28 protein-coding genes are annotated in these 26,321 nt (G+C 62.7%); 20 read left to right on the top strand and 8 right to left on the bottom strand.

Features of this window, described 5'->3' with window-relative positions; all coding sequences use genetic code 11:
• The first annotated feature begins 25 nt into the window (after positions 1–25).
• Both AB8B02_RS01235 and AB8B02_RS01240 read left to right on the top strand, forming a co-directional pair.
• Entirely contained in the window at positions 26–1,099 is a 1,074-nt protein-coding gene (locus AB8B02_RS01235) for a tartrate dehydrogenase (protein ID WP_175366450.1), read from the top strand.
• 75 nt (positions 1,100–1,174) lie between these two features.
• Positions 1,175–2,143, top strand: coding sequence for a tripartite tricarboxylate transporter substrate-binding protein (locus tag AB8B02_RS01240; RefSeq protein WP_439062891.1), 969 nt, complete (start codon positions 1,175–1,177; stop codon positions 2,141–2,143).
• On the opposite strand, the gene AB8B02_RS01245 is transcribed toward AB8B02_RS01240, so the two are convergent.
• The 5 genes from AB8B02_RS01245 to AB8B02_RS01265 form a co-directional block, all read right to left on the bottom strand.
• Positions 2,140–2,985: a ChbG/HpnK family deacetylase gene (locus AB8B02_RS01245; RefSeq protein WP_439062892.1), complete on the bottom strand. Its 846-nt coding sequence runs from the start codon at positions 2,983–2,985 to the stop codon at positions 2,140–2,142. The two genes, AB8B02_RS01240 and AB8B02_RS01245, sit on opposite strands and share 4 nt — an antisense overlap.
• A complete protein-coding gene (locus AB8B02_RS01250; protein ID WP_439064566.1) occupies positions 2,982–4,025 on the bottom strand; it encodes a glycosyltransferase family 2 protein in 1,044 nt (347 codons plus the stop codon). The genes AB8B02_RS01245 and AB8B02_RS01250 overlap by 4 nt, the downstream gene beginning before the upstream one ends.
• A 93-nt stretch (positions 4,026–4,118) precedes the next feature.
• Complete coding sequence (hisG, locus tag AB8B02_RS01255) at positions 4,119–5,096, bottom strand: ATP phosphoribosyltransferase (RefSeq protein WP_439062893.1); 978 nt, start codon at positions 5,094–5,096, stop codon at positions 4,119–4,121.
• Complete coding sequence (locus AB8B02_RS01260; RefSeq protein WP_439062894.1) at positions 5,093–6,259, bottom strand: ATP phosphoribosyltransferase regulatory subunit; 1,167 nt, start codon at positions 6,257–6,259, stop codon at positions 5,093–5,095. Before AB8B02_RS01260 ends, hisG begins: the two co-directional genes overlap by 4 nt.
• Positions 6,260–6,372: 113 nt before the next feature.
• Positions 6,373–7,137, bottom strand: a complete 765-nt coding sequence (locus tag AB8B02_RS01265) for a 16S rRNA (uracil(1498)-N(3))-methyltransferase (RefSeq protein ID WP_439062895.1) — start codon at positions 7,135–7,137, stop codon at positions 6,373–6,375.
• Between the two features lie 202 nt (positions 7,138–7,339).
• Between AB8B02_RS01265 and AB8B02_RS01270 the strand changes: the two genes are divergently transcribed.
• The 9 genes from AB8B02_RS01270 to AB8B02_RS01310 all read left to right on the top strand — a co-directional run bounded on the left by AB8B02_RS01270 (position 7,340) and on the right by AB8B02_RS01310 (position 15,966).
• A complete protein-coding gene (locus AB8B02_RS01270; protein WP_374725691.1) occupies positions 7,340–8,050 on the top strand; it encodes a hypothetical protein in 711 nt (236 codons plus the stop codon).
• Between the two features lie 25 nt (positions 8,051–8,075).
• Positions 8,076–9,008 carry a 4-hydroxybenzoate octaprenyltransferase gene (gene ubiA / locus AB8B02_RS01275; RefSeq protein WP_439062896.1) on the top strand — a complete coding sequence of 311 codons (933 nt, stop codon included), beginning with the start codon at positions 8,076–8,078 and terminating at the stop codon, positions 9,006–9,008.
• 33 nt (positions 9,009–9,041) lie between these two features.
• Positions 9,042–9,980, top strand: a complete 939-nt coding sequence (locus AB8B02_RS01280) for a LysR substrate-binding domain-containing protein (RefSeq protein WP_439062897.1) — start codon at positions 9,042–9,044, stop codon at positions 9,978–9,980.
• 147 nt (positions 9,981–10,127) lie between these two features.
• Entirely contained in the window at positions 10,128–10,670 is a 543-nt protein-coding gene (locus tag AB8B02_RS01285) for a thiamine pyrophosphate-binding protein (RefSeq protein WP_439062898.1), read from the top strand.
• A complete protein-coding gene (locus tag AB8B02_RS01290) occupies positions 10,658–11,254 on the top strand; it encodes a thiamine pyrophosphate-dependent enzyme (RefSeq protein ID WP_184513720.1) in 597 nt (198 codons plus the stop codon). Before AB8B02_RS01285 ends, AB8B02_RS01290 begins: the two co-directional genes overlap by 13 nt.
• Before the next feature lie 115 nt (positions 11,255–11,369).
• Complete coding sequence (locus tag AB8B02_RS01295) at positions 11,370–12,365, top strand: tripartite tricarboxylate transporter substrate binding protein (protein ID WP_115034047.1); 996 nt, start codon at positions 11,370–11,372, stop codon at positions 12,363–12,365.
• 20 nt (positions 12,366–12,385) lie between these two features.
• A complete protein-coding gene (locus AB8B02_RS01300) occupies positions 12,386–13,822 on the top strand; it encodes an FAD-binding oxidoreductase (protein WP_439062899.1) in 1,437 nt (478 codons plus the stop codon).
• A 63-nt stretch (positions 13,823–13,885) separates the two neighbouring features.
• Positions 13,886–14,542, top strand: a complete 657-nt coding sequence (locus AB8B02_RS01305; protein ID WP_439062900.1) for a GDSL-type esterase/lipase family protein — start codon at positions 13,886–13,888, stop codon at positions 14,540–14,542.
• 35 nt (positions 14,543–14,577) lie between these two features.
• On the top strand, positions 14,578–15,966 hold the full coding sequence (locus AB8B02_RS01310) for a tetratricopeptide repeat protein (RefSeq protein WP_439062901.1): 1,389 nt from the start codon (positions 14,578–14,580) through the stop codon (positions 15,964–15,966).
• A 54-nt stretch (positions 15,967–16,020) separates the two neighbouring features.
• Here the strand turns inward: AB8B02_RS01310 and AB8B02_RS01315 are convergent, their stop codons facing one another.
• Positions 16,021–16,545 (bottom strand): DUF6101 family protein, encoded by a 525-nt coding sequence (locus AB8B02_RS01315; RefSeq protein ID WP_439062902.1) that lies wholly within the window; start codon positions 16,543–16,545, stop codon positions 16,021–16,023.
• A gap of 284 nt (positions 16,546–16,829) precedes the next feature.
• Between AB8B02_RS01315 and AB8B02_RS01320 the strand changes: the two genes are divergently transcribed.
• The 6 genes from AB8B02_RS01320 (at position 16,830) to lpxK (ending at position 22,343) form a co-directional block, all read left to right on the top strand.
• Positions 16,830–18,230 (top strand): TldD/PmbA family protein, encoded by a 1,401-nt coding sequence (locus tag AB8B02_RS01320; protein WP_439062903.1) that lies wholly within the window; start codon positions 16,830–16,832, stop codon positions 18,228–18,230.
• Entirely contained in the window at positions 18,217–19,026 is an 810-nt protein-coding gene (locus AB8B02_RS01325) for a 3'(2'),5'-bisphosphate nucleotidase CysQ (protein WP_439062904.1), read from the top strand. The genes AB8B02_RS01320 and AB8B02_RS01325 overlap by 14 nt, the downstream gene beginning before the upstream one ends.
• A 61-nt stretch (positions 19,027–19,087) precedes the next feature.
• Positions 19,088–19,333: a DUF4170 domain-containing protein gene (locus AB8B02_RS01330; RefSeq protein ID WP_068733639.1), complete on the top strand. Its 246-nt coding sequence runs from the start codon at positions 19,088–19,090 to the stop codon at positions 19,331–19,333.
• Complete coding sequence (locus AB8B02_RS01335; RefSeq protein ID WP_089261893.1) at positions 19,330–20,043, top strand: lysophospholipid acyltransferase family protein; 714 nt, start codon at positions 19,330–19,332, stop codon at positions 20,041–20,043. The genes AB8B02_RS01330 and AB8B02_RS01335 overlap by 4 nt, the downstream gene beginning before the upstream one ends.
• Positions 20,036–21,340 carry a 3-deoxy-D-manno-octulosonic acid transferase gene (locus AB8B02_RS01340; RefSeq protein WP_439062905.1) on the top strand — a complete coding sequence of 435 codons (1,305 nt, stop codon included), beginning with the start codon at positions 20,036–20,038 and terminating at the stop codon, positions 21,338–21,340. Before AB8B02_RS01335 ends, AB8B02_RS01340 begins: the two co-directional genes overlap by 8 nt.
• The gene (gene lpxK / locus AB8B02_RS01345) at positions 21,333–22,343 is read left to right on the top strand and encodes a tetraacyldisaccharide 4'-kinase (protein WP_309947190.1); all 1,011 of its coding nucleotides are present in this window, start codon (positions 21,333–21,335) and stop codon (positions 22,341–22,343) included. The genes AB8B02_RS01340 and lpxK overlap by 8 nt, the downstream gene beginning before the upstream one ends.
• Before the next feature lie 47 nt (positions 22,344–22,390).
• Here the strand turns inward: lpxK and AB8B02_RS01350 are convergent, their stop codons facing one another.
• Both AB8B02_RS01350 and xseA read right to left on the bottom strand, forming a co-directional pair.
• A complete protein-coding gene (locus AB8B02_RS01350) occupies positions 22,391–22,618 on the bottom strand; it encodes a DUF2093 domain-containing protein (protein ID WP_089261889.1) in 228 nt (75 codons plus the stop codon).
• A gap of 120 nt (positions 22,619–22,738) precedes the next feature.
• Positions 22,739–24,340: an exodeoxyribonuclease VII large subunit gene (xseA, locus tag AB8B02_RS01355; protein WP_439062906.1), complete on the bottom strand. Its 1,602-nt coding sequence runs from the start codon at positions 24,338–24,340 to the stop codon at positions 22,739–22,741.
• A 122-nt stretch (positions 24,341–24,462) separates the two neighbouring features.
• Between xseA and AB8B02_RS01360 the strand changes: the two genes are divergently transcribed.
• Genes AB8B02_RS01360 through AB8B02_RS01370 form a run of 3 tightly spaced genes read left to right on the top strand, consistent with a single transcriptional unit; the run spans position 24,463 to position 26,309 of the window.
• Complete coding sequence (locus AB8B02_RS01360; RefSeq protein ID WP_120288567.1) at positions 24,463–25,449, top strand: alpha/beta fold hydrolase; 987 nt, start codon at positions 24,463–24,465, stop codon at positions 25,447–25,449.
• 4 nt (positions 25,450–25,453) lie between these two features.
• Positions 25,454–26,005, top strand: a complete 552-nt coding sequence (locus AB8B02_RS01365; protein ID WP_439062907.1) for a hypothetical protein — start codon at positions 25,454–25,456, stop codon at positions 26,003–26,005.
• A 1-nt stretch (position 26,006) separates the two neighbouring features.
• Entirely contained in the window at positions 26,007–26,309 is a 303-nt protein-coding gene (locus tag AB8B02_RS01370) for a winged helix-turn-helix domain-containing protein (protein ID WP_439062908.1), read from the top strand.
• Positions 26,310–26,321 lie beyond the last annotated feature (12 nt).

The raw sequence follows: 26,321 nt of genomic DNA on the forward strand, positions 1-26,321 counted from the left end.
AGTTCAACCCAGCAGAGACCTCACCATGCGCGAATATTCCATCGCGGCCATCCCGGCCGACGGGATCGGTCCCGAAGTCATCGCCGCCGGCACCCGTGTGCTCGAAGCCCTGCAAAAGCGCGTCGGCGACGTGACTTTCAATGTCGAGACCTTCGACTGGGGCTCGGCCTATTACCGCAAGCACGGCGTCATGATGCCGGCAGACGGCCTGCCGAAGCTGAAGAAGTTCGACGCGATCTATTTCGGTGCGGTGGGGGCGCCCGATGTGCCCGATCACATCACGCTGTGGGGCCTGCGGCTGCCGATCTGCCAGGGCTTCGACCAATACGCCAATGTGCGCCCGACCAAGATCCTGCCTGGCATCACCTCGCCACTGCGCGGTGTCGAAACTGGCGATCTCGACTGGGTGATCGTGCGCGAGAATTCCGAAGGCGAATATGCCGGTTGCGGCGGTCGCGTACATCGCGGGCTGCCGGAGGAAGTCGGTACCGAAGTCTCGGTGTTCACCCGCGTCGGCGTGGTCAGGATCATGCGCTACGCGTTCAAGCTCGCGCAGTCACGTCCGCGCAAGCTGCTCACCGTCGTCACCAAGTCGAACGCGCAGCGCCACGGCATGGTGATGTGGGACGAGATCGCCGACGAAGTGTCGAAGGACTTCCCTGACGTCACATGGGACAAGATGCTGGTCGACGCCATGACCGTGCGTATGACGCTGAAGCCGCAGAGCCTCGACACCATCGTGGCCACCAATCTTCACGCCGACATTCTCTCCGACCTCGCCGGCGCACTGGCCGGTAGCCTCGGCGTGGCGCCAACAGCGAATATCGATCCGGAGCGCCGCTTTCCGTCGATGTTTGAACCGATCCACGGTTCGGCCTTCGACATCACCGGCAAGGGCATCGCCAATCCTGTCGCCAGCTTCTGGACTGCGGCACAGATGCTCGATCATCTTGGCGAACCCGATGCCTCGGCGCGGTTGATGCGTGCGGTGGAGAAGGTCTGCGAAGCCGGCATTATCACGCCGGATGTCGGCGGCAAGGCCACGACGAAAGAAGTGACCGACGCCGTGGTAGAGGCGATCCATAGTTCGAACGTCTGACGCGATTTCCGAACGCCCCGGTCTCACCGGGGCGTTCGCTTTCAATAAATCAAAACAATATTCAGGGAGGATCTCATGAAAGCCACAGCTATACTTGCGTTTGCGATTACGCTGGCAAGCTCCGCTGCCTTCGCGCAGGGCTATCCCAACAGGCCGATCACCATGTTGGTGCCGTTCGCGGCCGGCGGTGCCACCGACACCGTCGCGCGCGTCACCGCTGCGACCATGTCGAAGATCCTCGGCCAGACCATCATCATCGAAAACGCCACGGGCGCCGGCGGCACCATCGCGGCGGCCCGCGCGGCGCGCGCCGAGCCGGACGGCTACACGATCCTGATCCATCACATCGGAATTTCCACGGCGGCAACGCTGTATCGCAAACTGCCTTACGACACCAAGACCGCCTTCGCGCCGATCGGCCTCGTCACCAATGCGCCGATGACCATCATCTCCAGGCCGAACCTGCCGCCGAACACGCTCGCCGAGCTGATCACCTATATCAAGGCCAACGGCGACAAGATGACCTTCGGCAATGCGGGTCTTGGCGCCGCCTCGCAGCTCTGCGGCCTGATGTTCATGAATGCCATCGACAAGCAGATCTTGTCAGTACCCTACAAGGGCAACGGCCCCGTCATGAACGACCTGATCGCCGGCCAGATCGATCTCACCTGTGATCAGACCACCAACACCACCGGCCCGATCGCAGCCAAGCTCGTGAAGAGCTATGCCATCACCACCAAGACACGCCTGTCGTCGATGCCGGATCTCCCCACGGCCGACGAGGCCGGCCTGAAGGGTTTCGAGGCCGGCGCCTGGCATGGCATCTACGCGCCAAAGGGGACTCCTGACGATATCGTGCAGAAACTGGCGAAGGTGCTGCAGGATTCGTTGCGCGATCCCGAACTGATTAAGCGTTTCAACGACATCAACACCGATCCGGTGCCACAGGATCAGGCGACGCCGCAGGCATTGAAGAAGCAGCTCGATAGCGAGGTCGATCGCTGGGCGCCGATCATCAAAGCGAGCGGACAGTTTGCCGACTAGCGCGCCAGCGTCACGTTGCTTGTTGCCAGCAACTGCGCGAAGGCATCGCTTGCCAGATACTGATATTCGCGCTCGCGCTGGTCGGTGAACGGATCGAGGTCGATCAGAATATCGTCGACATGGCCGGGATGGCACATCACCAGTCCGCCATCCGGAAGGTCGTTGAGGAAACCGGCCATCAGCGTGCCGAAGTCGGCTTGCTTGGTGAAGTCATAGGCGCCGGCGAAGCCCGGATTGAACGTCACGCCGGCGCGCGTCGCACGTCGGCGGAACGTGGCGCTGAGCGTGTCGAGCAACAGCGCCTTCGGATTATCGAGGCGTTGGCCTAACGGCAGCACGCGGCCCGATTGGCGGACCCAGGCCTGTGGCGCATTTTTCCTCACCGCAGCGAGGAGTGCATCGCGCACCTGCGGGAAGGTCTGTACGTGCTGGTGCCCGTCGACATAGTCAGGTGCACGCCCGAACAGGGCCACAAACTTCGCGATCTGCGTAGTCAGCTCGGTTTCGATCGCCTCGCTATCGAGTTTTCGCAACAGGCTGAAGCGCAGCATCTTGCCAAGCGGCAGGAACAGTTCATCGAGCAGCGGGCGGTAATGCATCGTCAGTGGATGAAACGGCGCGGTCAGCGTCGCGTGGAGCCCGATCTCGCAGTTCGGATTCTTGGCGACGGCGTCCTGCAACGCACTCACGTCATCGCGCGAAATCGCGGGACCGACCACCATCACGGATGTGGCGTTGAGGCGTCCAAGCGCAATGAGTTCGCGGATGCCCTGATTGACGCCGGGGCTGATGCCATAATCGTCGGCGCAGAGCGTGATGCGGCGCAGGGCTGCGCCGGTCATTCGGCAGCGGTCCGGTCGGTGGTTTGCGCCACGCTATCGGGGGCGTTGCGCTTCACGCTGTGCTCGGCGACGAAATAGATCGGCCGCGCCTTCAGCTCGGACAGGATCTTGCCGATATATTCGCCGAGCACGCCGATCATGATCAGCTGCACGCCGCCGAGGGTCATCAGGCCGACGACCAGCGATGGATAGCCCGGTACCGACTTGCCGGAGACCCATGTCTCCCACAGGATCGACAGACCGAACAGGAACGCACCGAAGGCGAGCAGCAGACCGAGCAGGCTGGCGAAACGCAGCGGCGCCACCGAGAACGAGGTCAGGCCCTCGATAGACAGGCCGATCAACTGCTTCGGATTGAACGAGGTCACGCCATGTTCGCGTGCCGCCGGTTCGTAGTCGACGCGGAGCTGGCGGAAGCCGATCCAGGTCGCCAGTCCCTTGAAGAATCGGTTGCGCTCCGGAAGCTGGCGCAGCGCCGCAGCCGCACGCGGTGACAGCAAACGGAAGTCGCCGGCATCTTCGGGGATCTTCTGCCGCGCACCCCAGTTGATCAGCGCATAGAAGCCGCGTACGGCCTGGCGGCGCAGGAAGGATTCGTTGTCGCGATGCGCCTTCGCAGTATAGACGACGTCATAACCTTCGACGATCCAGTGCCGCACCAGCTGTTCGACCAGTGACGGCGGATGCTGTCCGTCGCCATCCATGAACAGCACCGCGCCCTTGGTGACATGGTCGAGCCCCGCCATCAGCGCGGCTTCCTTGCCGAAATTGCGCGACAGCGACACGACCTGAACGTCGAGCGACGTGGCTTGCAGGCTGCGCGCAACCGCCAGCGTACCATCGGCACTGCCGTCATCGATATAGACGACTTCGCAGGCGAGGCCGTGGCGTTCTTTCAGTGTCGTGGCAAGCGTCGCCAGCCGCTCATGAAACAAGGCAAGGCCGGGCGCCTCGTTGTAAACAGGCACGACGATCGACAGGCCTTGTGCCGCGGCGGTCGCGGCATCGGTCGACAGGCTCGATACGTCGCTGCCCAGCATCATCGATCAGATTCCGATATCCAAAATATGCTCATGAATCATATGGTAATCAGCCGGCGCGTCCGCCAGCAAGGCGAAACGCCGCGCTGCGCGTTACTGCCGCAAGAACGCCTCAAGTTTGGCGAACAGCGGATTTTCGCGATCCATCACATAGTCGAGCGAGGCGACCGAGACGGTGTCTGCGCCGTTGGCACGCAGGAAGCTGCTCAGCGCGTAAAGCTGCGCCGGCGGGCAGTGCAGCGTGATCATGCCCGACGAGGTCGGGCCGCCGAACGGCGATACCACGCCGAAACGGTTGTGGGCCTCGGTGAGGAGCGCCTGATTGCAGCCGGCGAAGCGGGTGCGCACTTCCTTGTACTTGCTGGCGCGGGCGCGCGCGGCAATGTGGTCGAGAATGATGCGCGCAGTTTCCAGGGACTGCGCCGACCAGTCGGCGGCGCGCGAGGCGACGAGATTGGCCTGGCTGCGCAGGATGACGCCGTCATCGAGTACCTTGAGGCCGTTGGCGACGAGGGTCGCGCCGGTGGTGGTGATGTCGACGATCAGTTCGGCGGTGCCGGTGGCCGGTGCGCCTTCGGTGGCGCCGGCGCTTTCGACGATACGATAGTCGACCACGCTATGAGACGCGAAGAAGTTGCGCGTCAGGTTGATATACTTCGTGGCGACGCGCATGCGGCGATTGTGCTGCGCGCGGAAGCCGGTGGTGACGTCATCGAGATCTGCCATGGTGCGGACGTCGATCCAGGCCTGAGGCACGGCAACGACCACATTGGCGCTGCCGAAGCCGAGACCTTCGATCAAAGCGACCTTCTTGTCGGCGTCGGGGATGCTCTCGCGCAAAAGATCTTCGCCGGTGATGCCAAGATGCACGGCGCCGCGCGCCAGGTTCGAGGCGATCTCGCTGGCCGAGAGATAGGCGATTTCGACATTGTCGAAGCCGGCAATGGTGCCGCGGTAATCGCGCACGCCGCCCGGCTTCGCCAGCGTCAGACCGGCGCGGGTGAAGAAGGCTTCGGCGTTTTCCTGGAGGCGTCCCTTGGAGGGAACGGCAAGGACGAATGGTGCGGTCATGACGCGCTCCCGGAAACCAGCGCCGAGGACGCGTTCTGAGTGAGGGCTTCGATCCAGATCGAGAAGCCGACCGCGGGGATTGGCGTAGCGGAGCCGAGCTGCGTCAGCAGTCCGTCATAACGGCCGCCGGCTACCAGCGGCTCGGTGCCATTGCCCTTGCGGTGCAGTTCGAATTCGAAGCCGGTGTAGTAGTCGACGCCGCGGCCGAAGGAGGTCGAGAAACGCGTCTTGGTGGTATCGATACCGCGCGCCGCCATGAAGCCGATGCGGCTTTCAAATTCGTCGATGGCGGCCGTGATGTTGAGTTTGGCATCGGAGGCGAGCTTGCGCAGTTGCTGCAGGGCATCGTCGGGATCGCCTGAGATGGCGAGGAAGCGCTTGATCAGCACCAGCGCATCGCGCGGCAGTGCGCCGCCTTTCAGCGTCGACTGTTCGAGGAAGCGATCGGCGATTTCTGCCACCGAACGGCCGCCGACATTGGTGGCACCGGCGATCGACATCAGGTCGGTGACCAGCGCCAGCGCTGCCTTGCGGTCGGAGCCCGCGAGCGCGGCGAGTACGCCTTCGTATTCGTTGCGGACCGGCGACTCCGCGAGGGTCAGCCGGTCGAGATCGTGGGTTAGGCTGACCTTGCGGTTGAAATCCTTCATCAGCCGGCGCCTCCACACCGGATAGAGATCGAGCGCCTCGATCAGCGCCGCGAAGAGGGCGACGTCGCCGGTGCGGATTTCGATATCGCTGAGGCCAAAGGCGGCCGTTGCCTCCAGGCCGAGCGCCAGCATTTCGGCATCGGCGGCGGCGCGGTCCTGACGGCCGAAGGATTCGATGCCGGCTTGCTGGAATTCGCTGGGCGTGCCCTGACGATAGCGGAACACCGGGCCGAGATAGCTGAAGCCCGCGGGCTGGCCGGCCTGCGGCGAGGCGAGATAATCGCGCGCCACGGGGATCGTGAGATCCGGCCGCAGGCACAGCTCTTCGCCCGACGCGTCGGTCGTCAGATACAGGCTCTTGCGGATGTCTTCGCCCGACATATCGAGGAACGGATCGGCCGGCTGCAGGATCGCCGGCTCGGCATGGGCGTAGCCGGCCTCGGCAAACGACAACAGCAGCGCATCCGCCCAGGCGGCGGATCCGGTCGCGCGAGGGGCGGCGGGTTTGGTCATCTCGAAGTCCAGCAATCTCAACAGAGTGGTCGTTGGCGCAGCCCATAGCATGGCGGTTGCGACGTTTCGACCACCATCACCCGGTGGCCTTAATGTCGGGTCATGGCAGCGGGCTATTTGCCTACTTGGTTACCATTCCAGTCACCAAGGGCCGTCTGCACCAGTGCCAGCGCAGCCACCGCCGCCGTATCGGCCCGCATGATCCGCGGGCCCAGCGCCAGCCGGAGAATATTGACCTGTTTCAGCAGAAGGGCTCGTTCTTCCTCGGCAAAGCCGCCTTCCGGGCCGATCAAGACGTCGATTCCGGCGGAGGCGGCCGTCCGGGCGCCGGTCAGCGCGGCCATGGGATCGGTCACTTCAGCGGCCTCGTCGCAGAAGATCAGCAGCCGTTTGGCATCCCGCTGGTCGAGATATTTGGGCAGGTTCAGTGGTTCGGCGACGCTGGCCACGCTCAGGATTCCGCATTGTTCGGCCGCCTCGACCACATTGGCGCGCATCCGCTCGGTATTGACCCGGCTAGCCTGTGTGAACCGGGTCATGACCGGCTGCAGCGCCGCGGAGCCCATTTCGATGGCCTTCTGGACCATGTAGTCGAGCCGGGCGTGTTTCAGCGGCGCGAATACATAGGTCACGTCGGGCAGGGTATCCTGCGGCCGGGTCTGGGTCAGCAGGGTCAGGCGGTCTGCCCGCTTGCCGCCGGCAATGGCGGCCTGCCATTCGCCGTCTTTGCCGTTGAACACCAGCACCGAGGCGCCGGAGCCCAGCCGCAGCACATTGCCGAGGTAATTGCTCTGGTTGCGGTCGAGCGAAATCGTTGCGTCGGCCGCAAAAGGCGCATCGACAAACAGGCGGGGACTGCGGAAATCGGCTTGCGGCATCGTTCATGTTCCATTCAGAGGGCGAGCTTTAGCCCAACTGCGACGAATTATCATGCGAGAACGCGGGTTTGCGCCGCGCTGCCGCCCGAATCCGCGTGCTGTTGGTGGGTTGTTAAGGCTTGGCAGGAATCGTAGAAAGTCCTGAATCAGGATGGGCTTCGCCCCCGATCAATCGGGGCACTGAGCTGCCGGAGGAATATCTGTGATCATCCGTCGTTTGATTGTGCCGCTGTCCATGGCCGTGTTCGCCATGCAGGCTATCGAAGTTCATGCCCAGGGCGCGTTTCCCGCGCCGCTGCCGGGCAACAGCTCGGCTGCGCCTGCGAGTTCGTCGCCGTTTCCGCCGGTGAACGGTGCGCCTGCCAGCGCATCGCCATTTCCGCCGGTCAATGGTGCGGCGGCTGCGCCCAGCGCGTTTCCCTCCAACGGCGCTGCGCCGATCGGTGGTGGCGGCTTTGGCGCTCCTCCGCAGCAACAGGCGGGACCGCCCGGCGGCGAAGATTGCATGAAGGGCTTTCTGCCCCTGCGTCAGGACGCCGAAAAGAAGGGCGCTGCCATCAAGGCTGCGAGCGAGCGTCGCGCGCCTCCGGACGAGGCCTGCAAGCTGATCACCTCTTTCTCGCAGACCGAAGTCAAGATGATCAAATACATCGAGGCGAATGCGCAGAAGTGCGGCATCCCGCCCAATGTCGGCGAACAGATGAAGACCGGCCACAAGAACACCGAAGGCATGCGGCAGAAGGTGTGCAGCGTCGCGCAGCAGCAACGGGGTGGCGGTGGTGGCGGCCCGGTGGCAGCGCCGCGCCTCAGCGACGTGCTGGGCTCCTCGGCATCGCTGCCGGAAGCGAACAATGCGCGCAAGAGCGGCGGCACCACCTTCGATACGCTGAACGGCAACGTGCTCACCCGATGATCGGGTGGCAGATCATTCTGTTCCAATGAGCGACGCGGCCGCCCGCGTTGCGGATGCGACCGGCAACTGGGTCGATCGCTCGGCGCCGTTGTGGTCGCGACCCTATCTGCGGCTGTCGCGCTTCGATCGTCCGATCGGCTCATGGTTGCTGCTGATGCCGTGCTGGTGGTCGGCGGCGCTCGCCTCCGGCATGGCGCACGATATCCATCAATTGCCCAAGATGATCGCGCTGTTCTTCATCGGCGCCTTCGTCATGCGCGGCGCCGGCTGCACCTGGAACGACATCACCGATCGCGATCTCGATGCGAAGGTGGAGCGCACACGCTCGCGGCCGATTCCGGCCGGGCAGGTCACGGCGAAACAGGCTTTTGCATTTCTGGTGCTGCAGGCCCTCATCGGTCTCGTGGTGCTGCTTCAGTTTAACACTTTCGCCATTGCCACCGGCATCGCCTCGCTTGGCATCGTTGCCGCCTATCCCTTCATGAAGCGCATCACCTACTGGCCACAGAGCGTGCTGGGCCTCGCCTTCTCGTGGGGCGCGCTGATGGGCTTTGCTGTCGTGTTCGGCCGCATCGATGCAACAGCGCTGGCTTTGTACGCGGGTTCGATCTGCTGGGTGATCGCCTATGACACGCTCTACGCTCATCAGGACACCGAGGACGACGCGCTGATCGGCGTGAAGTCCACCGCGCTGTTGTTTGGGGAACGCACGCAGGCCGCGCTGACGCTGTTCTACGGGCTTGCCGTGTTGCTGATCGGCGCGGCGCTAGCACTGGCTAGCGCACGCTGGCCGGCATGGCTCGGCCTCGTGGCATTCGCCCTGCATCTGGTCTGGCAGATCACCCGCACCGATATCAGCGACTCCGCGCTATGCCTGCGGCTGTTCAAGTCCAACCGTGACGCGGGGCTGCTGCTGTTTGCAGGATTGCTTGTGGATGCCATCATGCGGGCGGCGTAATCGCGCCTTCCTAAGCACTGGTGGACCACAGAGATGGACGTCGCGCAGCTCAAGACACTCATCCATGTGGCCGAACTGGGAAGCCTGAGCAAGGCCGCCGATCGCCTTCGCATTGCGCAGCCGGCCTTGAGCCGGCAGATCAGACTTCTGGAAAAAGAGCTCGGCGCCGCGCTGTTCGAGCGGCACGGGCGCGGCATGGTTATCACGGAGATCGGCCGCGAAGTTCTCAACCACGCCACCCGCGTGATGACCGAGCTCGATGCCATCCGCAATGTCACCTCGGAGGAGAGCGCGTCGTTCAAGGGGCTCGTCTCCATCGGCACGACGCCGACCGTGGCCGAGATCGTCACCGTTCCCCTGGTGAAGAAGATCAAGGAAGTGCATCCGCAACTCTCGATCCGGCTGTCATCGGCCTTCACGGGCCATCTGCTCGACTGGCTGCAGCGCGGCGAGCTCGAACTCGCCGTGTCCTATGATCCGCAGCCGCTGCGTTCACTGCGCATCGTGCCGGTGATGATGGAGAACCTGTTGTTCGTCAGCGCGGGCAGCAAGGGATTGCGGATGGACCGTCCCGTTCCGTTCGCGGCGCTGGCCCACGAAGAGCTGGTTCTCCCCAGCCTGCGCCATGGCTTGCGCGGGATCATGGAAGAATGCGCGCGGCAGGCTGGCATTCAGTTGCGTGGCAGTGTCGAAGCAGACTCCTTCGGCGCGATGATCGATCTGGTGCGCAACGGTGTTGGCTCCACTGCTTTGCCGCTCGCGCCGATCCACGTGCTGGTCGAGAGCGGCGTGCTCTGTGCGGCGCCGCTGGTCGATCCCACACCAGCGCGCAAGCTGGTGCTGGCCTATCCGGCAGACCGTTCGGTCAGCGCGGCGGCGCGCTTTGTCGGCGATACATTCACGGAGATCGCGGCCGATCTCGTCGCCCGGAATATCTGGGTTGGACACATGATCGATCCCAGGAAAACGTAGCTGCGTCGCACCATTCGCGCGCTGTCGAGTGCTGCAACGCCAGAGATCAAATCTCGGCATATCTCTTCGAGCAAATCGGTATGCGTCGGGCCGTCTGCTTTGGGCTAAGCGTGAGTCAGCGCTATGCTGCAAGCAACGGAGACTGGAATGTCAGATGCAGGGCCCATGCCCGGTTCACAGGTGGATTGGCGGCAGGACGTGTTTCGCATCCTGAAGGAGGCCGACGTTAAGCACGTCGTTTATGTGCCCGATGCCGGCCATTCCACGGCGATCCGTCTCGCCGATGAGGACAATGCGATCAATTCAGTGGTGCTGACCACCGAGGAGGAAGGCATCGGCTATCTCGCGGGTGCCTGGCTCGGCGGCGAGCGCGGTGCGCTGCTGATGCAGTCGAGCGGCGTCGGCAACTGCATCAATACGCTGGCACTGCAGGCTTGCACGCGCTTCCCGCTGCTGATGGTCGTGACCATGCGCGGCGACTGGGCCGAGTTCAATGCGTGGCAGAATCCCATGGGGCAGGCGACCGAGAAGGCGCTCAACCTGATGGGCGTGCTGACCTGGCGCGCCGATGAGCCGCAAGATGTTGCGCCGCTGTTGCATGGCGCCGCATCGATGGCATTCAATGGCGATGCAGCCTGTGCATTGCTTCTGGGGCAGCGTTTGATCGGAGAGAAGCAGTGGGTCAAGTAAACGCAACCGGCGCGCTCGATCGCCGCGAGGTCGTGCAGAAGCTGCTGGCCGGCCGCAAGGATCTGCTCGTGGTCACTGGCCTTGGCTCACCGTCCTATGATGTGATGGCCGCCGGCGATCACGACAATAACTACTATCTTTGGGCGGCCATGGGCAGCGCCGCCATGGTCGGGCTTGGACTGGCGACGGCGAAGCCTGATCATTCGGTGTTGGTGATCACCGGAGATGGTGAGATGCTGATGGGTATGGGCGGCCTCGCCACCATTGCCACGCGCAAACCTGCCAATCTCACCATCGCCATTCTCGACAACGGGCATTTCGGCGAAACCGGCATGCAGGTCAGCCACGCTGGGCTCGGCGTCAATCTCGATCGCGTGGCGCAAGCCTGCGGTTTTGGTTGGACGCGCGAGATTCGCGATATGGCGGGCGTGGACGATCTGCGCACTCGCCTGTCGTCGCGCGATGGCGTCAAGCTCGCGACGATCAAAGTGAAAGCGGAAAACCCGCCCCGCGTGCTGCCGCCGCGTGATGGTGTCTATGTGAAGAACCGATTCCGTGCAGCGCTGGGACACGCGCCGCTCTGAACAAACGGAAGGGCGCTCATCCATGTGGATGCGGCGCCCTTCTGACGATCGTCTGGAGACCCAATGCTGGAAAACCAGTGTGGGAAACAAAAACATCATCAAGGGTAGGGAAACAATGGCGAGCAAGATTACGCGCCGCACGTTCTGCCGCTCGGCAGCCGTTGCGGCGTCCAGCATGATGATTCCAGGTACCAGTGTCTGGGCGCAGGCAGACCTGCCGAAAAGCCCGATCACGCTGGTCGTGCCTTTCGCAGCTGGCGGGGCCACCGACATCGTCAGTCGGCATGTCGCCAAGAAGGTCTCCGATCAGATCGGGCAAACGATCCTCATTGAAAATGTCGGCGGCGCTGGCGGTGTGGTCGGTGCCACGCGGGTCGCGCGCGCGAAGCCTGATGGGCTGACATTGCTGATGGGCACGATCTCTACCCACACCATCAATCCGCTGATGGCGAAGGTGCCGCCTTACGATCCGGTCAAGGATTTCACGGCGATCTCGATGCTGGTCACGGTGCCCAATGTGCTGATGGTGTCCAAGCAGGTGCAAGCGACCACCGTGAAGGAACTCATCGCGCTGCTCAAGGCCGACCCGAGCAAATATAGTTACGGGTCGTCCGGCGTGGGAACGCCACCAAATCTGTCCGGCGAGTTGTTCAAGGTGCAGGCGGGCGTGAAGATGGAGCACGTGCCCTATCGCGGCGGCGCGCCGGCCATGAACGACCTGATGGGCGGACAGATCCCGGTACTGTTCGACGTGCTGAGCGGTGCGGCGCCGTTCATCAAGGCGGGCTCGATCCGCACGCTGGCCGTCACGACCAAGAAGCGGTCGCCGTCCTTCCCTGATATCCCGACCGTTGCAGAGTCCGGCCTGCCTGACTACGAAACCTATACTTGGAACGCCGTGTTCGGCCCGCCCGGCATGGCGCCGGCGCTGGCCGAGCGGTTGAGTTCAGAGTTCCGGAAGGCCGTCGCCGATCCGGACGTGGCGAAGCAGTTGCGCGAGCTGAGCGGCGATCCGGTGGGCTCGACCGGCGCCGAGCTCGAGGCGCAGGTCAAGGCCGAGGGCGTGAAGTGGGGTCCGATCATCCAGGCCGCCGGTCTGAAGGCTGAGTAGCTCTGCGGAAGGATAGCGTGTTGACGTCTCTGAAAGCTGATCCTGCTGCATTTCTTGCTGCCGTGGCCGCAGTCATTGGCGGCAAATATGTGCGTACTGGTGCGGATGCCGATTCCTATCAGCAAGAATGGCGCGCCCGTTATCGCGGGGCTGCTGTCGCTGTAGCCCTGCCGGGAAGTACCGAGGAAGTTGCGGCACTGATGGGCGTCTGCCGCAGCTTCGGTGTGGCGGTCGTGCCGCAAGCCGGCAATACCGGGCTCACCGGCGGTGCCATTGCGCCGGATGGACTGGACTGTCTGATCGTCAATGTCTCGCGGCTCAACCGTGTGCGTCATCTCGATCCGCTCAACAATGCGGTGACGCTGGAAGCCGGCTGCATTCTGGCGGATGTGCGTGCGCTGGCTGACCAGCATGACCGGCAGTTTCCCGTGCTGCTCGGCAGCGTCGGCAGTTGCGAGATCGGCGGCTTGATATCCACCAATGCCGGCGGCACCGGTGTGCTGCGTTACGGCAATATGCGCGAGCAGGTGCTCGGGCTGGAAGTGGTGCTGGCAGACGGGCGGATCTGGAATGGCCTCAGGGCACTGCGCAAGGACAATACCGGCTACGACCTGAAACAGCTGTTCGTCGGCGCGGAGGGGACGCTCGGCATCGTCACCGCCGCTGTGCTGAAACTGTATCCAAAGCTCATGGTGTCAGCGACGGCGATGGTGTCGATGGACGAGGTCGGCCAGGCGGTTGAGCTATTGCAATATCTCCAGCGCACCACCGGCGGTCGTGTCGAAACCTTTGAACTGATGTCGCAGAGCCAATTGCAGATCGTTTTGCGCCATGGCGCGGCGAGCGGCAGCCCGATGGCGGGCGAAGCGCCATGGTATGTGCTGCTCGAACTGGCCGACAGCGCCGCGGACTGGAATGCCGTGGAAAGCCTCGAGACCACACTGGCCGCGGCGATGGAGGACGGGCTCATCGGCGATGCGGTGATCGCAACCGATCAGGCCAAGGCCGATCGGATCTGGAACCTGCGTCACACGATTTCGGAATCCAACAAGCGTGAAGGCTTCACGGTGTCGAATGATACGTCGGTGCCGATCTCGGCGCTGCCGGAATTCATCGACCGCGTCACGCGCCGGCTGCAGCGCGAGCTGCCGAATGCGCAGGTCGCGCATTGCGGGCATGTCGGCGATGGCAATGTGCATGTGATCGTTGTGTTTCCCTACGACATCGGCGATGCGCAGGTCCGCGAGGCTGCGGCGCACGAGGCCAACACCATCGTGCATCAGGAAAGCGTGGCCTGTGGCGGCAGCATCAGCGCCGAGCACGGCATCGGCCGCATGCATATCGATCGGCTTTCGCTCTACACGTCGGAGGTCGAGCTCGATCTGATGCGCCGCGTGAAACTCGCACTCGATCCCGACCGGATGATGAATCCGGTCAAGGTATTGCGGTTGCCTTGAGTGAAGCGGCAGGAGATTCCTGACTGCTTCCCCCATGCGAGAGCGCGACCTCGAACATGTCCGATGCCGCAATCGGTCGATGCCATTTGCCCACGCTGGGCATCTGTCGACTTAAGAGTTGCGCTATCCCTGGAATGTAGCTACGCTTTCAAGATTGCCCGTGAATTGAGCTATCCTTCCCAGTTTTTGTATTTGATTTGGGGGATTGGCATGACGTTCTCGAAAATTGCGTGCGCTTTGCACATTGCGACATTTTTCTTTTTAGCTTTGCTTTGTCCCGCATCGGCGCAGATCGTTGCTATCGGTGGAAGTAACACTCAAGGTCGCGGGGTGAGTTCTTCCGAGTCTTATCCAGCGCAGCTCCAGACAATGTTGGAGGCTAAGGGCTCCAGAATGCGCGTGGTGAACGCCGGCATATCGGGCGACACGACGACCGGAATGCTGGCTCGCCTGTCGAGTGAGGTGCCCAACGGCACAAAGATCGTGATCTTGCAATTTGGCACCAATGATTTCCGCCGAGCGAATTTCGATCCCGCTGTGCGTCAGGCAAATATGGCCAGTATAGAACAGCAGTTGCGCGTCCGCGGGATCAGGATCGTTCACTCCGATCGTCTCGTATGGGCGGCGCTCGCGGCTGGCATGAAGCAGTCGGACGGTACTCATTTGACAGTGGAGGGCCATCGACGGGTTGCTGCTCAATTGCTTCCGTCGATACGCTGATCGCCATTGTGGCGCTCGTCCGGTCAGCGAAAGCCGTGACATCGAAAACTGTGCCGCCGCGGCAGCGTGCGGCTGCTCCAAAAAAGAACTTCCTGAAATCCCAGCTGGAGAAGCGCACGTTCGGCGAGCTGGTGATCGTCGTAAAGGCGATCGCTGTCGTTTTTGTAACGGTGGTGCCCGCGGTGCTTGCGACAGTTGTCGTATCGAATGCGATACGCGATACCGGCGTCGTGATGTCATACCTTCGCGTACCGCAGTCGTTCGAGGCGATCGGCTATTCTTCTGAAACGGCCACTCAGCAATTGCTTGATGAGATATCGATTCTGAACAAGAGTTCAACCGCGGCCAAGCCCAAGACGCAGATAGGCGACGCGCACCTCCTGGAAGCTCTGTCTTCGATCGAAACGCCAACTGGCAACCTTGATATCAAATCGGTCCAGTCGTTGATACAACGTGTGCTTGGCAAGACACTCACTCAGATCTCGGGAGAAATCACGACCCGCAAGGAAGACGGTCGTGAGCTGACGCGTTTGCGTTTGCGCCAGACTCCCGGTCGCGAGACTCTGATCGATGTCGAAACATCGCAAGGCCCTGACGGTCTCTTCAGAAAGGCTGCCTTGAACCTTCTTGAACATATCGATCCCGAAATCGCGGCGGGAATTTATTGGCGGGAGTATCGCGATGAAGAAAATGCATTGCGGCTGACGGCGATAGCCCTTGCGGGAGGATATCCCGACGCGGAAAAATACGCGATCAATCTGAAATCATTCATTCTGGCATCCCGCGGTCAAGCCGTTGAAGCCCTGCAGGCGTCGGATCAGGCAAGAGCCATGGATGCGGCTTTCGTCGGGGCGGAGTACTCCAGGACGTTTGCTCTGCTTGCCGGCCGGCGATTTGACGAAGCTCTGGTGGCTGCCAGAGCGGGTGTGGAGCGCGCTCCGGGCTCAGTCAACAGCTTCACCACGCTGGGATTTGCGCTTCGGGCTCTCAACCAGAATGACGAGTCGATCAAGGCTTTCAAGGAGGGCCTGCGCCTCGACCGGTCCAACGTCTTTGCGTATCGCGCTTTGGCAAATATCTACAGCAGCCTGGGCCAATCCAAGGAAGCAAGCGACACACTTTTTACTGGCGTGGCGACTGTACCACGAAGTGCGTTCCTGCAATTCGATTACGGAGAGAATTTACGCAAGAATGGGCGTCAGCACGACGCTATTGGACCCTTGAGAAAAGCCTACGGGTTACAGCCCGATAATTTGATGTTTCTCATTGGATTGGCAGAAGTCGAACTGGGTGAAGGTCATGACGCCGAAGCGCTTCGAATGGCCTCCATTGTCAAGATGCGCGTCAACAGTGGCGAAAAGGTCGCGCAGAACTTCAAGCAGCGAGCTGACGCACTGATCTCACGCCTCGGAAACGCACCTTAGCGCCGACCTACTTATCGCAATCGGCGCGTTGGATCTATCAGGTCCGATCGCGATCTAGTCTCTTGCGATGATTTCGCGCTCATCCTTGTAGACACCGGCTTCACCGAGCAATCCGCCCGGACGACGACGTACCAGGAATTTCGGGCGGCGCTCGCGAATCGCGTTGCGGCGACGGCGGCGCTGAGACGGTTCGTAAGTCTTCTCTTCCGGCAATTGCGGAAGCGCGAAGATCTCGCTCCACATCTGCCAGGCCATGTCGATTTCTTCGCGATCCGAACTGACCAGCAATGGAATCGACAGTGAAGGATCGCGATGCGCGAGCATCAGCATCTTGCCGTCGTCGAGACCGCGCAGGGTGACGCCGAGAAAATCGCTGACGCGCACATTGATCGCCATGCGCATGCCGCTGACGGCGCGATGCAGGACGACCCGGGTACGATGCAGTTCGATATGGCGGATCGCTCCGTCGGCGCGGGTATCATGCGCCTCGAAACGAACCGGAAGTGAATGGGGATCGAGCCGCAATGCGCTGCTCGATCCCGGGGCATGGGCCCCACCTGTCGCTGTTTGATGCCTCACGGCTTTTTATCTCCCCGCCGGAATTATGTTCCCGGTCGATGGGGAGACCTTGCCAGAGCCGGTTCGGAATCGGCTTAAAAAGGCTGGTTAATCGAATCCGACTGCCCTTCATGATTGACAGAAGCTTGGCAGGCATGATTGACGAACCGTTGCGAGAGCCCTGAAATTCTTTCCTTTTCGGCGCGGCAAATGCTTGAAGTCCCTGCGAAATAAGCACATCTCTAACAGCGGCCATCGCCGCTTCGGACCTGTTGAAATCGTCTCTCAATGTTGGGATTTTGTTCGTGAACTCTTCACCAAACGCATCGTCGTCTGTCTCCACGAAATCCGACAATTCCGATCTGCTCGATCAGTCCGTACTCTCCACGCTGGCGCAGCGTCTCGTCGAGGCTGCCAGGAAGGCCGGTGCGGATGCCGCGGATGCGGTCGCGGTGCGCGGCGTGTCGCATGGCGTCGAAGTGCGTGACGGCAAGGTCGAAGCCTCCGAGCGTTCGGAAGGCGACGATATGGGATTGCGCGTGTTCGTCGGTCGCCGTCAGGCGGTGATCTCCACCAATGACATGTCCGGCGACAATGTCGCACAACTGGCCGAACGTGCTGTCGCGATGGCGCGCGTCGCACCCGATGATCAATATGTCGGCCTTGCCGATCCAGCGCTGCTTGCGCGCGACTTTGCAAATCTCGATCTGCTCGATCCCGTCGTGCCATCGGTCACAGAGCTCGAACGCCGCGCAGTGGAAGCCGAAGCGGCGGCGCTCGCGGTGAAGGGCGTGACCAAGTCCGGCGGCGCATCGGCCTCGACCGGCATTGGCGGCATGGTGCTGGTGACCTCCACTGGTTTCCACGGTTCCTATCTGCGCTCCAGCCAGGGCGTGTCGATGACGGCCATCGTTGGTGACGGCACCAAGATGGAGCGCGACTACGCCTTCACCTCGGCGCTGCATGCGTCTGATCTCGACTCTCCATCGAGCGTCGGCAAGCTCGCAGGCGAGCGCACGGTGGCGCGGGCCAATCCGCGCAAGGTGCCGACCTGCAAGGTGCCGGTGGTGTACGATCCGCGCGTCTCGAACTCGCTGGTCGGTCACGTCATCGGTGCCGCCAATGGCGCGTCCGTCGCGCGCAAGACCACGTTCCTCAAGGACAGCCTCGGCAAGCAGCTGTTCAGCAGCAATATCCGCATCATCGACGATCCGCTGCGCGTGCGCGGGTTGCGTTCGCAGTCCTTCGATGCGGAAGGCGTTGCGACGAAGCAGCAGGCCATCATCGATGGCGGCGTGCTCACGACCTGGCTGCTGGATTGCGCGACCGCGCGCGAACTCGGCATGACCACGACAGGCCACGCACATCGCGGCGTGTCGTCGTCACCATCGCCCGGCGCCTATAACCTGCATATGGAAGCGGGCGACGTGAGCCCCGAAGACCTGATCGCCGATATTAAGGAAGGCTTTTACGTCACCGATCTGATCGGCTCGGGCGTCAATGGCGTGACCGGCGACTACAGCCGCGGCGCCGGCGGATTCTGGATCGAGAACGGCAAGCTCACTTACGCCGTCAGCGAGATCACCATCGCGGGTCATCTGTTCGAGATCTTCAAGTCGATGACGCCCGCGAACGACCTCACTTTCAAATACGGCGTCAACGCACCGACCGTGCGCGTCGAGGGACTGACGATTGCCGGACGCTGATCTCGACACAGACAAACGGCTCGCGCACGATGTTGCCCTGATGGCGGACACCGTGCGGGCGGCCGGCGAGCTCGGCCTCGCAATGTTCGGTACAGAACTCAGGAAATGGACCAAGGGCGAATCCTCCCCCGTCTCGGAAGCGGATATCGCCGTCAACGATCTGATCGAGAAGCGGCTTCGCGCGGCGACGCCCGACTATGGCTGGCTCTCGGAGGAGAGCGCCGATGACGAATCTCGTCTCGGCAAGCGCCTGACCTGGATCATTGACCCGATCGACGGCACCCGCAGCTATCTCGCCGGTCGCGAGGATTGGTGTGTCTGTGTCGCGCTGGTCGAGGACGCCCGGCCGGTGATGGCCGCGGTATTTGCGCCATCCACAGATGAATTTTTTCTGGCGATCCGGGGGCAGGGCACCACCTGCAACGGCGTTCCGGTTCGGGCCACGACCGGTTCCGTAATGGACTTTTCGCGCGTGGCGGGCCCGAAACCTCTGGTCGAGCGGATGGTCCATCCCAGACAGGATATCACGCTTTATCCGCGAATCGGCTCACTGGCGCTGCGATTGTGCTGGATCGCCAATGGTCGGCTGGATGCGGCCTTTGCCGGGGGGCAGAGCCGGGACTGGGATCTGGCCGCCGCAGATTTGATCGTGCACGAAGCGAATGGTAGGATGACCGAGCTTTCGGGCGATCCCATCCTCTATAATCGCCGGGAAGTCACGCACGGGTTGCTGGTGGCAGCGGGGGCCGATCGCCATGCTTACATCGTCGAGCAATTCCAGAACCGCCGGGTTTAACCGGCTGCACCACTATCTTTGACTTATCGGATCGCAGCCGGTCGCTGCAGGAACAGGATTCATGTCTGACACACCACAGCAACTGCTTCATCTGGTCATCGGGGGCGAGCTGACCAACCTGAAAGAGACGACGTTCAAGGATCTCAGCCAGGTTGAAGTCGTCGGCGTCTATCCGAATTACGCGACGGCATTTGTCGCCTGGAAGGCTAAGGCGCAGCAGACCGTCGACAACGCCCACATGCGCTACTTCATCGTCCATCTCCATCGGCTGCTCGATCCGGGTCAAGACGCGAAGCCGACCGCTTGAAACGACTGCTCCGAAACACGCTGCGCAGCAGCTGGGTTCAGCGCGCCGCGGGGTTTCTCGCGGCCGAATTTTTGCGTCTGGTCTGGAAGACCAATACCTTCACCTTCGATCCCGTCGATGTCTATGACATCGTCGAGCCGCAGATGCCGGTCATCTTGGCGTTCTGGCATGGCCAGCACTTTATGACGCCGTTCATCCGGCAGAAGGACTATCGCGGCGCGGTGCTGATCTCGAAGCATCGCGACGGCGAGTTCAATGCGCTGGCTGCCGAGCGCCTTGGCATCGCCACCGTCCGCGGTTCCGGCGATCATGGCGGCGCGTTTCACCGCAAGGGCGGTGTCGGTGCGTTCAAGGAGATGGTGCGGGTGCTGGAGCGCGGTATCAATATGGCGCTGACCGCCGACGTGCCGAAGCGTTCGCGTGTCGCCGGCATGGGCATCATCATGCTGGCGCGTGAAAGCGGCCGGCCGATCATGCCGTTTGCCATGGCCACCAGCCGCTACGTGCAGCTCAACAACTGGGACCGCACCACGATCAATCTGCCTTTCGGTCGCGGCGTACTGGTCGGCGGCGAGCCGCTGAGCGTTCCTGCCGATGCCGACGCTGCCACGATGGAGGCGCTGCGCCTGCAGCTCGAAGCCACGCTGAACGAGGCCACGCAGCGTGCCTATGACGCGGTAGGTCGGCCGGAAGGTGCGCGTCGTGCCTAACGCGCTGCCGATCACGCTGCGCGCCTATCGCAGATTGTCGGCGGCGCTGACGCCGCTTGCGCCCGTCCTGATCAGGCAACGGTTGAAGAACAACAAGGAAGATCCCGCGCGCCTCGACGAGCGTCGCGGCATCTCGCAGATCGAGCGCCCCGCCGGGCCGCTGGTCTGGATTCACGGCGCCAGCGTTGGCGAGGTGCTGGCGGCGGCGGCGCTGATCGAGCGGCTGCGCGCGCTGGGCATGCGCATCCTGCTGACGTCGGGCACGGTCACCTCGGCCGAAATCATCGCCAAGCGATTCCCGACCGATATCATCCATCAATACATCCCCTATGACTCACCGCGCTTCGTGGCGCGCTTCCTCGATCACTGGAAGCCGAGTCTGGCGCTGTTCATCGAGAGCGATCTCTGGCCGAACCTCATCATCTCCGCCGCCAAGCGTCGGCTGCCGATGGTGTTGATCAATGCGCGCATGTCGCAGCGTTCGTTCCCGCGCTGGCAGAAATTCTCGGCGACCATCGGCGCGTTGCTCGGCCGTTTCGAGATTTGCCTGGCGCAGTCCGAAACTGACGCCGAGCGCTTCAGCGCATTGGGGTCGCGCAGCGTCGTCGTCACGGGCAATCTGAAGCTCGACGTGCAGGCGCCGCCGGGCGACGCCGTGAAGCTGGACAAGCTCATGGCGGTAACGCGCGGTCGCCCCATCATCGTCGCATCGTCGACGCATCCCGGCGAAGAAGAAATCATCCTCGAGACCCACAAGACGCTGACAAGTTTCTTCCCGAAATTGCTGACGGTCATCGTGCCGCGCCACGCCCATCGCGGCGCAGATATCGCGCAGATGATTACGGTGGCAGGTGCGCAGGTTGCCTTGCGCTCGCGCGAGGAGTTGCCGCATGCAGGCACTGATATCTATGTCGCCGACACCATGGGCGAACTCGGCCTGTTCTATCGTCTGTCGCCGGTGGTGTTCATCGGCGGCTCGCTGGTGCCGCATGGTGGGCAGAACCCGATCGAAGCCGTGAAGCTCGGTGCGTCCGTGGTGCATGGTCCGCATGTCTTCAATTTCACCGACGTCTACGAGGCGCTGGATGGCGCCGGCGGCGCGAAGCTCGCCGACTCCTCCGAGCAATTGGTGAAACAGCTCGGCCAGATGCTCGGCAACGAGGCAGCGCGCGATGCCGCGATCGAGGCCGGGCAGCGCGTGGTTGAACGGCTTGGCGGTGCGCTCGACCGCACCCTGCATGCGCTGGAGCCTTATTTGATGCAGCTCCGGCTCGAAGCGGGAGCGCAGGATGCGTGAGCCGGCGTTCTGGCGGCCGCCATCGACATGGTTGTCGCGTCTGCTGATGCCGCTTGGCGCCATCTATGGCGAGATCGCAGGCAGCCGCATGGCCCGCAAGGGCGTCGATGTCGGCATTCCCGTTCTTTGCGTCGGCAATTATCACGTCGGCGGTGCCGGCAAGACACCGACGACATTGGCATTGGTACACGTGCTGCGCGATCTCGGCGAGACGCCGGTGGTGCTCAGCCGCGGCTATGGCGGCAAGTTGCGCGGCCCGGTGAAAGTCGATCCGTCGAGGCATGGGGCGGCAGATGTCGGCGACGAACCGCTGATGATGGCACGGCGGGTGGCGGTGGTGATCTCCGGGGATCGCGTCGCAGGCGCCGCGCTGGCGCGCTCGACCGGCGCCAGCGTGATCGTGATGGATGACGGCTTTCAGAATCCGGCTATCGCCAAGGATGCGTCGTTCATTGTGATCGACAGCAATCGCGGTCTCGGCAATGGCCGTGTGCTGCCCGCGGGACCTTTGCGCGCGCCGCTCGATCTGCAGATCGCACGCACCGATGCATTGGTCGTGATCGGCGATGGTGTTGCAGCGACGGGCGTTGCCGCGCTGGTCGCGGGCCAGGGCGGTCCGGTATTGACGGCGCGCCTCGTGCCAGCCGAGACGTCAGTGACTGCCCTGCGCGGCAAGCGCGTGCTGGCCTTTGCGGGAATCGGCGATCCCCAACGCTTCTTTCGCACGTTGCGTCATGCAGATGTGGACGTGGCTGTGGAGAAGGCCTTCGCCGATCACCACCCGTATGCGCTCGGTGAGATCGATGCGCTGGTCGCACAAGCAAAGCGTGATGGGCTAGTTCTGGTGACGACGGAGAAGGATGTCGTCAAACTCAGCAGCATGCCGGCCGCAGCGGAGATCGTACCATTCGCCGTCACGCTGGCCTTCGAGGACAAGACGGCGCTGCAGGCTTTCGTGGTCGAGAAGCTCAATCGGGCAAGAGTGAAGACGCTCAGAATGTAAGGTGGGCGAAGCGAAGCGTACTCACCTACGGAACGACCGATACGAGCTTATTTCTGACCCTTCACGGCGTCCGGATAATGCCGCGCCAGCACCGCATTCGGCACCGCATAGGCTTCCTGCCGATCGACGCTCCAGTATTTCAACTCATCCAGCGGAATGCGTTCGCCTGTGATGGCGCAAGTCACATAGGTGCCGGGCGACACCACGCGGAAATCGCCGTCGAGATATTGCAACTGGGCTTCGCCGTGGCCCGAGGGGCCAAATTTGTTCAGCACGGCTGGTCTCCTGGATCGTCACTAAGTCGTCTTGCCGGATCGGTCACCGGCCCTGAATGTCGTCATCTCGTAGCATAAATAGGGCCGCGGCGTCGCCCAATAAAGGCGGCCGCGCAACCTCTAGAACAGGCTGCCCTGATCGATTTTCGTCGCCTTTTTCGGCGCGGCCGGCGACGCAGGCTTGGCCTCGCGCGGGGCAGGTGCCGGGCGGTCGCCATCGGCAGTCACGCCGACGCGGCCATCGGCGAATTCGATGCTCAGGCGGGCGCCGGCTCCGACAGTGGCGGCGGCATGCAGTGCCGCGCCTTGCTCGTCGCGCACCAGCGCAAAGCCGCGGGCCAGCACGCTGCGATAGGAGAGGGCACCGAGCAGCTGGCTCGACGCCTGTACGCGCGCCTGCTGGCGCTGCACCAGTGTCGTCAATGCACGGCGCGCGCGTTCGGCAAGGCGCAGAGCGCGCTCCCGATCGCGGGTGATGGCATTGCGCTGCGCCTGCGCATTGGCGAGCTTGGAGGCCTTCAATCGTGCTTCAAGGCCAGTGAAGCGATCGCGGCGCTGCCGAAGCAGTGCACGCGCGGAGAGGCTCAAGCGTTCACCCGATACCGTCAGTCGCTGCGTGGCGTGGGCGATCTGCGCGCGCAGCACGCGCAGCGTCAGCCCGGCGCTGGCCTGCGCGAAGCGGCGATGATGCGCGTGTGTATTTGCTTTCAGAGCGCGCGGCAGCGATGCGGTTGCGCCATCGAGACGCTGGCGCGGAATCGCGAGCAATTCGCTGAGATCCGGCAGGGCACGCGCCGCGGCGCGTAGTTCGTTGCGGCGGGATTCCTGGCCGCGCTGCCAGCACAGCATCATGCGGCGCTCGAAGCCGGATATCTCCACCATCAGTTCGGCGCGCACGGGCACCGCCATTTCGGCAGCGGCTGTCGGCGTCGGCGCGCGCTTGTCGGCGGCGAAATCGATCAGCGTGATGTCGGTCTCGTGGCCCACGGCCGAGATCAGCGGGATCATGCTCTCGGCGGCAGCACGCACCACGATCTCTTCGTTGAACGACCACAGGTCTTCCAGCGAGCCGCCGCCGCGCGCGACGATCAGCAGATCCGGCCGCGGAATGGCGCCGCCCGCCGGCAGCGCATTGAAGCCATGAATCGCGGCCGCGACCTGCTCAGCCGAACCTTCGCCCTGAACTTTCACCGGCCAGACCAGTACGCGGCGCGGGAAACGGTCTTCAAGGCGATGCAGGATATCGCGAATGACCGCGCCGGTCGGCGACGTCACCACGCCGATCACCTCCGGCAGCCATGGCAGCAGCTGCTTGCGCGCTTCGTCGAACAGGCCTTCCGCGCCGAGCTTGCGCTTGCGCTCTTCCATCAGCGCCATCAGCGCGCCGACGCCGGCGGGCTCGATGGCCTCGATGACGATCTGGTATTTCGACGAGCCTGGATAGGTGGTCAGCTTGCCGGTGGCGATGACCTCAAGGCCTTCCTGCGGCTTGAACCGCATCCGGCCATGGACGCCCTTCCAGATCACCGCCTCGATCTTGGCGCTCTCGTCCTTGAGCGAGAAATAGCAGTGGCCGGACGAATGCGGCCCGCGAAAACCCGAGATTTCGCCGCGCACCCGCACATTCCCGTATGTGTCTTCCACCGTCCGTTTCAGGGCTGAGGACAGCTCGGAGACGGTGAATTCGGGGGAATTGGTGAGGGGGGCGGCGGCTTTGGGCATCGAATCTCGGCTTTCAGGATGGTCGCAAAGTAGGGATGTCGGTCGCAAAACGCCAATCAGATATTGATTTGCAGATAACTCTGTTATACAGAGTAATCTGTATTCAGAGAATGGCGGGTATTATGGCGTCGATATTGACCTTCGCGGTGCGTGGCATCGTTTGGCTCCTTGCTGCGGTGGGTCTGGCGGCCCTGGTGCTGGCCGGCATGATTGCGGTGCCGGTTTCCCGGCCCAAGGCACTGGCCTCCATTGCGGACACGGCGCGCAGTGCGTATCGCGGGGACGTTCCGCCACTGCAGTATTTCCAGGCGAGAGACGGCTCGAATCTGGCCTACCGGCGCTACACGCCATCCGGACCGTCCGTGAACCGTGCCGCACTGCTCATTCATGGCTCGTCGGGATCGAGCATAGCGGTGCACGCTCTCGCGAAAGCGCTTGCCGCGCGGGGCGTCGAAAGCATCGCTCCCGACATGCGCGGCCATGGCGCGTCGGGGACCCGCGGCGATATCGCCTATCTCGGGCAGCTCGACGATGATCTCGCAGATCTCGTCGGCCATTTGCGCGGGCAGGGGCTGGCGTCGCCACTGACGCTCGCCGGGCATTCGTCGGGCGGCGGGTTTGCGCTGCGCGTGGCAGGGTCTGCCAATCAGGGGCTTTTCGCACGCACCGTTCTGCTGTCACCCTATCTCGGCCTGAAGTCGCCATCCACACGCGAGAACGCAGGCGGATGGGCCAGTCCGAATGTGCCGCGCATCATCGCGCTGAGTGTGCTGCAGTCATTCGGGGTGACGTGCTGTTCGCAGCTCCCGGTGGTTGCCTTTGCCGTGCAACCGGGGTCGACACGCATTCTGACGTCCGAATATTCATTTCGGCTGCTGCAGAATTTTGGCACGCATCGTGACTATCGCCTCGATCTCGATCCGGCGAATGGACCCATATCGGTCATCGCCGGGCGCAATGACGAGCTGATGTTCGCCGACAAATATCGCGAGGCGATGCAGTCGAAGGCCAATATCGACGTGCGCGTCCTCGACAACGCAAATCATATGGACGTCGTCAGCACGGCAAGTTTCGTCGCCGTCGTCGCCGACGATCTCGCAACGAGGTGACACAGTGATCAACAGCCAGGAAGCCAGCGCTGCGTTGATGGAGATCGAAAGCCTCAGTCGGCTGGTCCGGCAGTCGGTGTTCTATCGGCACGCCAGCACAATGCTCATTCTATGGGGCGTTGCGACTTTTATCGGTTATCTGCTCTCGTTCTTTGCGCCTGCTGCGGCTCCCGTCATCTGGTCGGTCGTCATTGTCGCGGGTGTCATCTGCGCGATCGTCATCGGGGCACTCAACAAGAAGCGCGAAGGCGTCAGCACCTTCGACGCCCGAGCAACGGCAGCGTTTATCGCGTTCGTGGCTTTTGGCTGTCTGTGGAGCATCGTTTTCGGGAACATGGCGCCGCGGCAGATCGGCGCGTTCTGGACGACCTACTTCATGTTGCCTTACGTGATGACAGGGTTCTGGTTCGGCCGCGTCTTTGTCGTCATCGGCATGAGCGTGATCGCGCTGACGTTGCTCGGTTACTTCCTGGCCGGACCATGGTTCACGCTCTGGATGGCTGTCGTCAATGGCGGCGGCCTGTTGCTCGGTGGCCTCTGGATGCGGCGTAGCTGACATGGCCGAACTCGACGACATCATCCATCAGCCTCTGCGGCTCAAGATCATGGCAGCGCTGAACGCTCTGCAACCGGCACAGGGGCTGGATTTCCCGCGCTTGAAGAAATTGACCGGCGCCACCGATGGCAATCTCGGCGCTCATATCGAGACACTGGCGAAAGCCGGTTATGTCAGCGTCGAGAAAGCGTTCGTCGGCAAGAAGCCGCAGACGACGGTGACAGCCACCGCCGCCGGGCGTGGCGCCTTCGCGCGGCACGTCGCCACCTTGCGTGAGATCATCGCAACTGCGGAAGGCAAGTAGAGCAAAGCCTGG

The organism is Tardiphaga sp. 862_B3_N4_1 (assembly GCF_051811085.1).
In the GTDB taxonomy this organism is placed as follows: Bacteria; Pseudomonadota; Alphaproteobacteria; order Rhizobiales; family Xanthobacteraceae; genus Tardiphaga; species Tardiphaga robiniae.

Bases quoted from the DNA above. Each gene is read 5' to 3' on its own strand.
- AB8B02_RS01235 (WP_175366450.1), top strand. From the start codon at position 26: ATGCGCGAATATTCCATCGCGGCCATCCCGGCCGACGGGATCGGTCCC.
- AB8B02_RS01240 (WP_439062891.1), top strand. From the start codon at position 1,175: ATGAAAGCCACAGCTATACTTGCGTTTGCGATTACGCTGGCAAGCTCC.
- AB8B02_RS01245 (WP_439062892.1), bottom strand. From the start codon at position 2,985: ATGACCGGCGCAGCCCTGCGCCGCATCACGCTCTGCGCCGACGATTAT.
- AB8B02_RS01250 (WP_439064566.1), bottom strand. From the start codon at position 4,025: ATGCTGGGCAGCGACGTATCGAGCCTGTCGACCGATGCCGCGACCGCC.
- hisG (WP_439062893.1), bottom strand. From the start codon at position 5,096: ATGACCGCACCATTCGTCCTTGCCGTTCCCTCCAAGGGACGCCTCCAG.
- AB8B02_RS01260 (WP_439062894.1), bottom strand. From the start codon at position 6,259: ATGACCAAACCCGCCGCCCCTCGCGCGACCGGATCCGCCGCCTGGGCG.
- AB8B02_RS01265 (WP_439062895.1), bottom strand. From the start codon at position 7,137: ATGCCGCAAGCCGATTTCCGCAGTCCCCGCCTGTTTGTCGATGCGCCT.
- ubiA (WP_439062896.1), top strand. From the start codon at position 8,076: ATGAGCGACGCGGCCGCCCGCGTTGCGGATGCGACCGGCAACTGGGTC.
- AB8B02_RS01280 (WP_439062897.1), top strand. From the start codon at position 9,042: ATGGACGTCGCGCAGCTCAAGACACTCATCCATGTGGCCGAACTGGGA.
- AB8B02_RS01285 (WP_439062898.1), top strand. From the start codon at position 10,128: ATGTCAGATGCAGGGCCCATGCCCGGTTCACAGGTGGATTGGCGGCAG.
- AB8B02_RS01295 (WP_115034047.1), top strand. From the start codon at position 11,370: ATGGCGAGCAAGATTACGCGCCGCACGTTCTGCCGCTCGGCAGCCGTT.
- AB8B02_RS01305 (WP_439062900.1), top strand. From the start codon at position 13,886: ATGCCGCAATCGGTCGATGCCATTTGCCCACGCTGGGCATCTGTCGAC.
- AB8B02_RS01330 (WP_068733639.1), top strand. From the start codon at position 19,088: ATGTCTGACACACCACAGCAACTGCTTCATCTGGTCATCGGGGGCGAG.
- lpxK (WP_309947190.1), top strand. From the start codon at position 21,333: ATGCGTGAGCCGGCGTTCTGGCGGCCGCCATCGACATGGTTGTCGCGT.
- xseA (WP_439062906.1), bottom strand. From the start codon at position 24,340: ATGCCCAAAGCCGCCGCCCCCCTCACCAATTCCCCCGAATTCACCGTC.
- AB8B02_RS01360 (WP_120288567.1), top strand. From the start codon at position 24,463: ATGGCGTCGATATTGACCTTCGCGGTGCGTGGCATCGTTTGGCTCCTT.
- AB8B02_RS01370 (WP_439062908.1), top strand. From the start codon at position 26,007: ATGGCCGAACTCGACGACATCATCCATCAGCCTCTGCGGCTCAAGATC.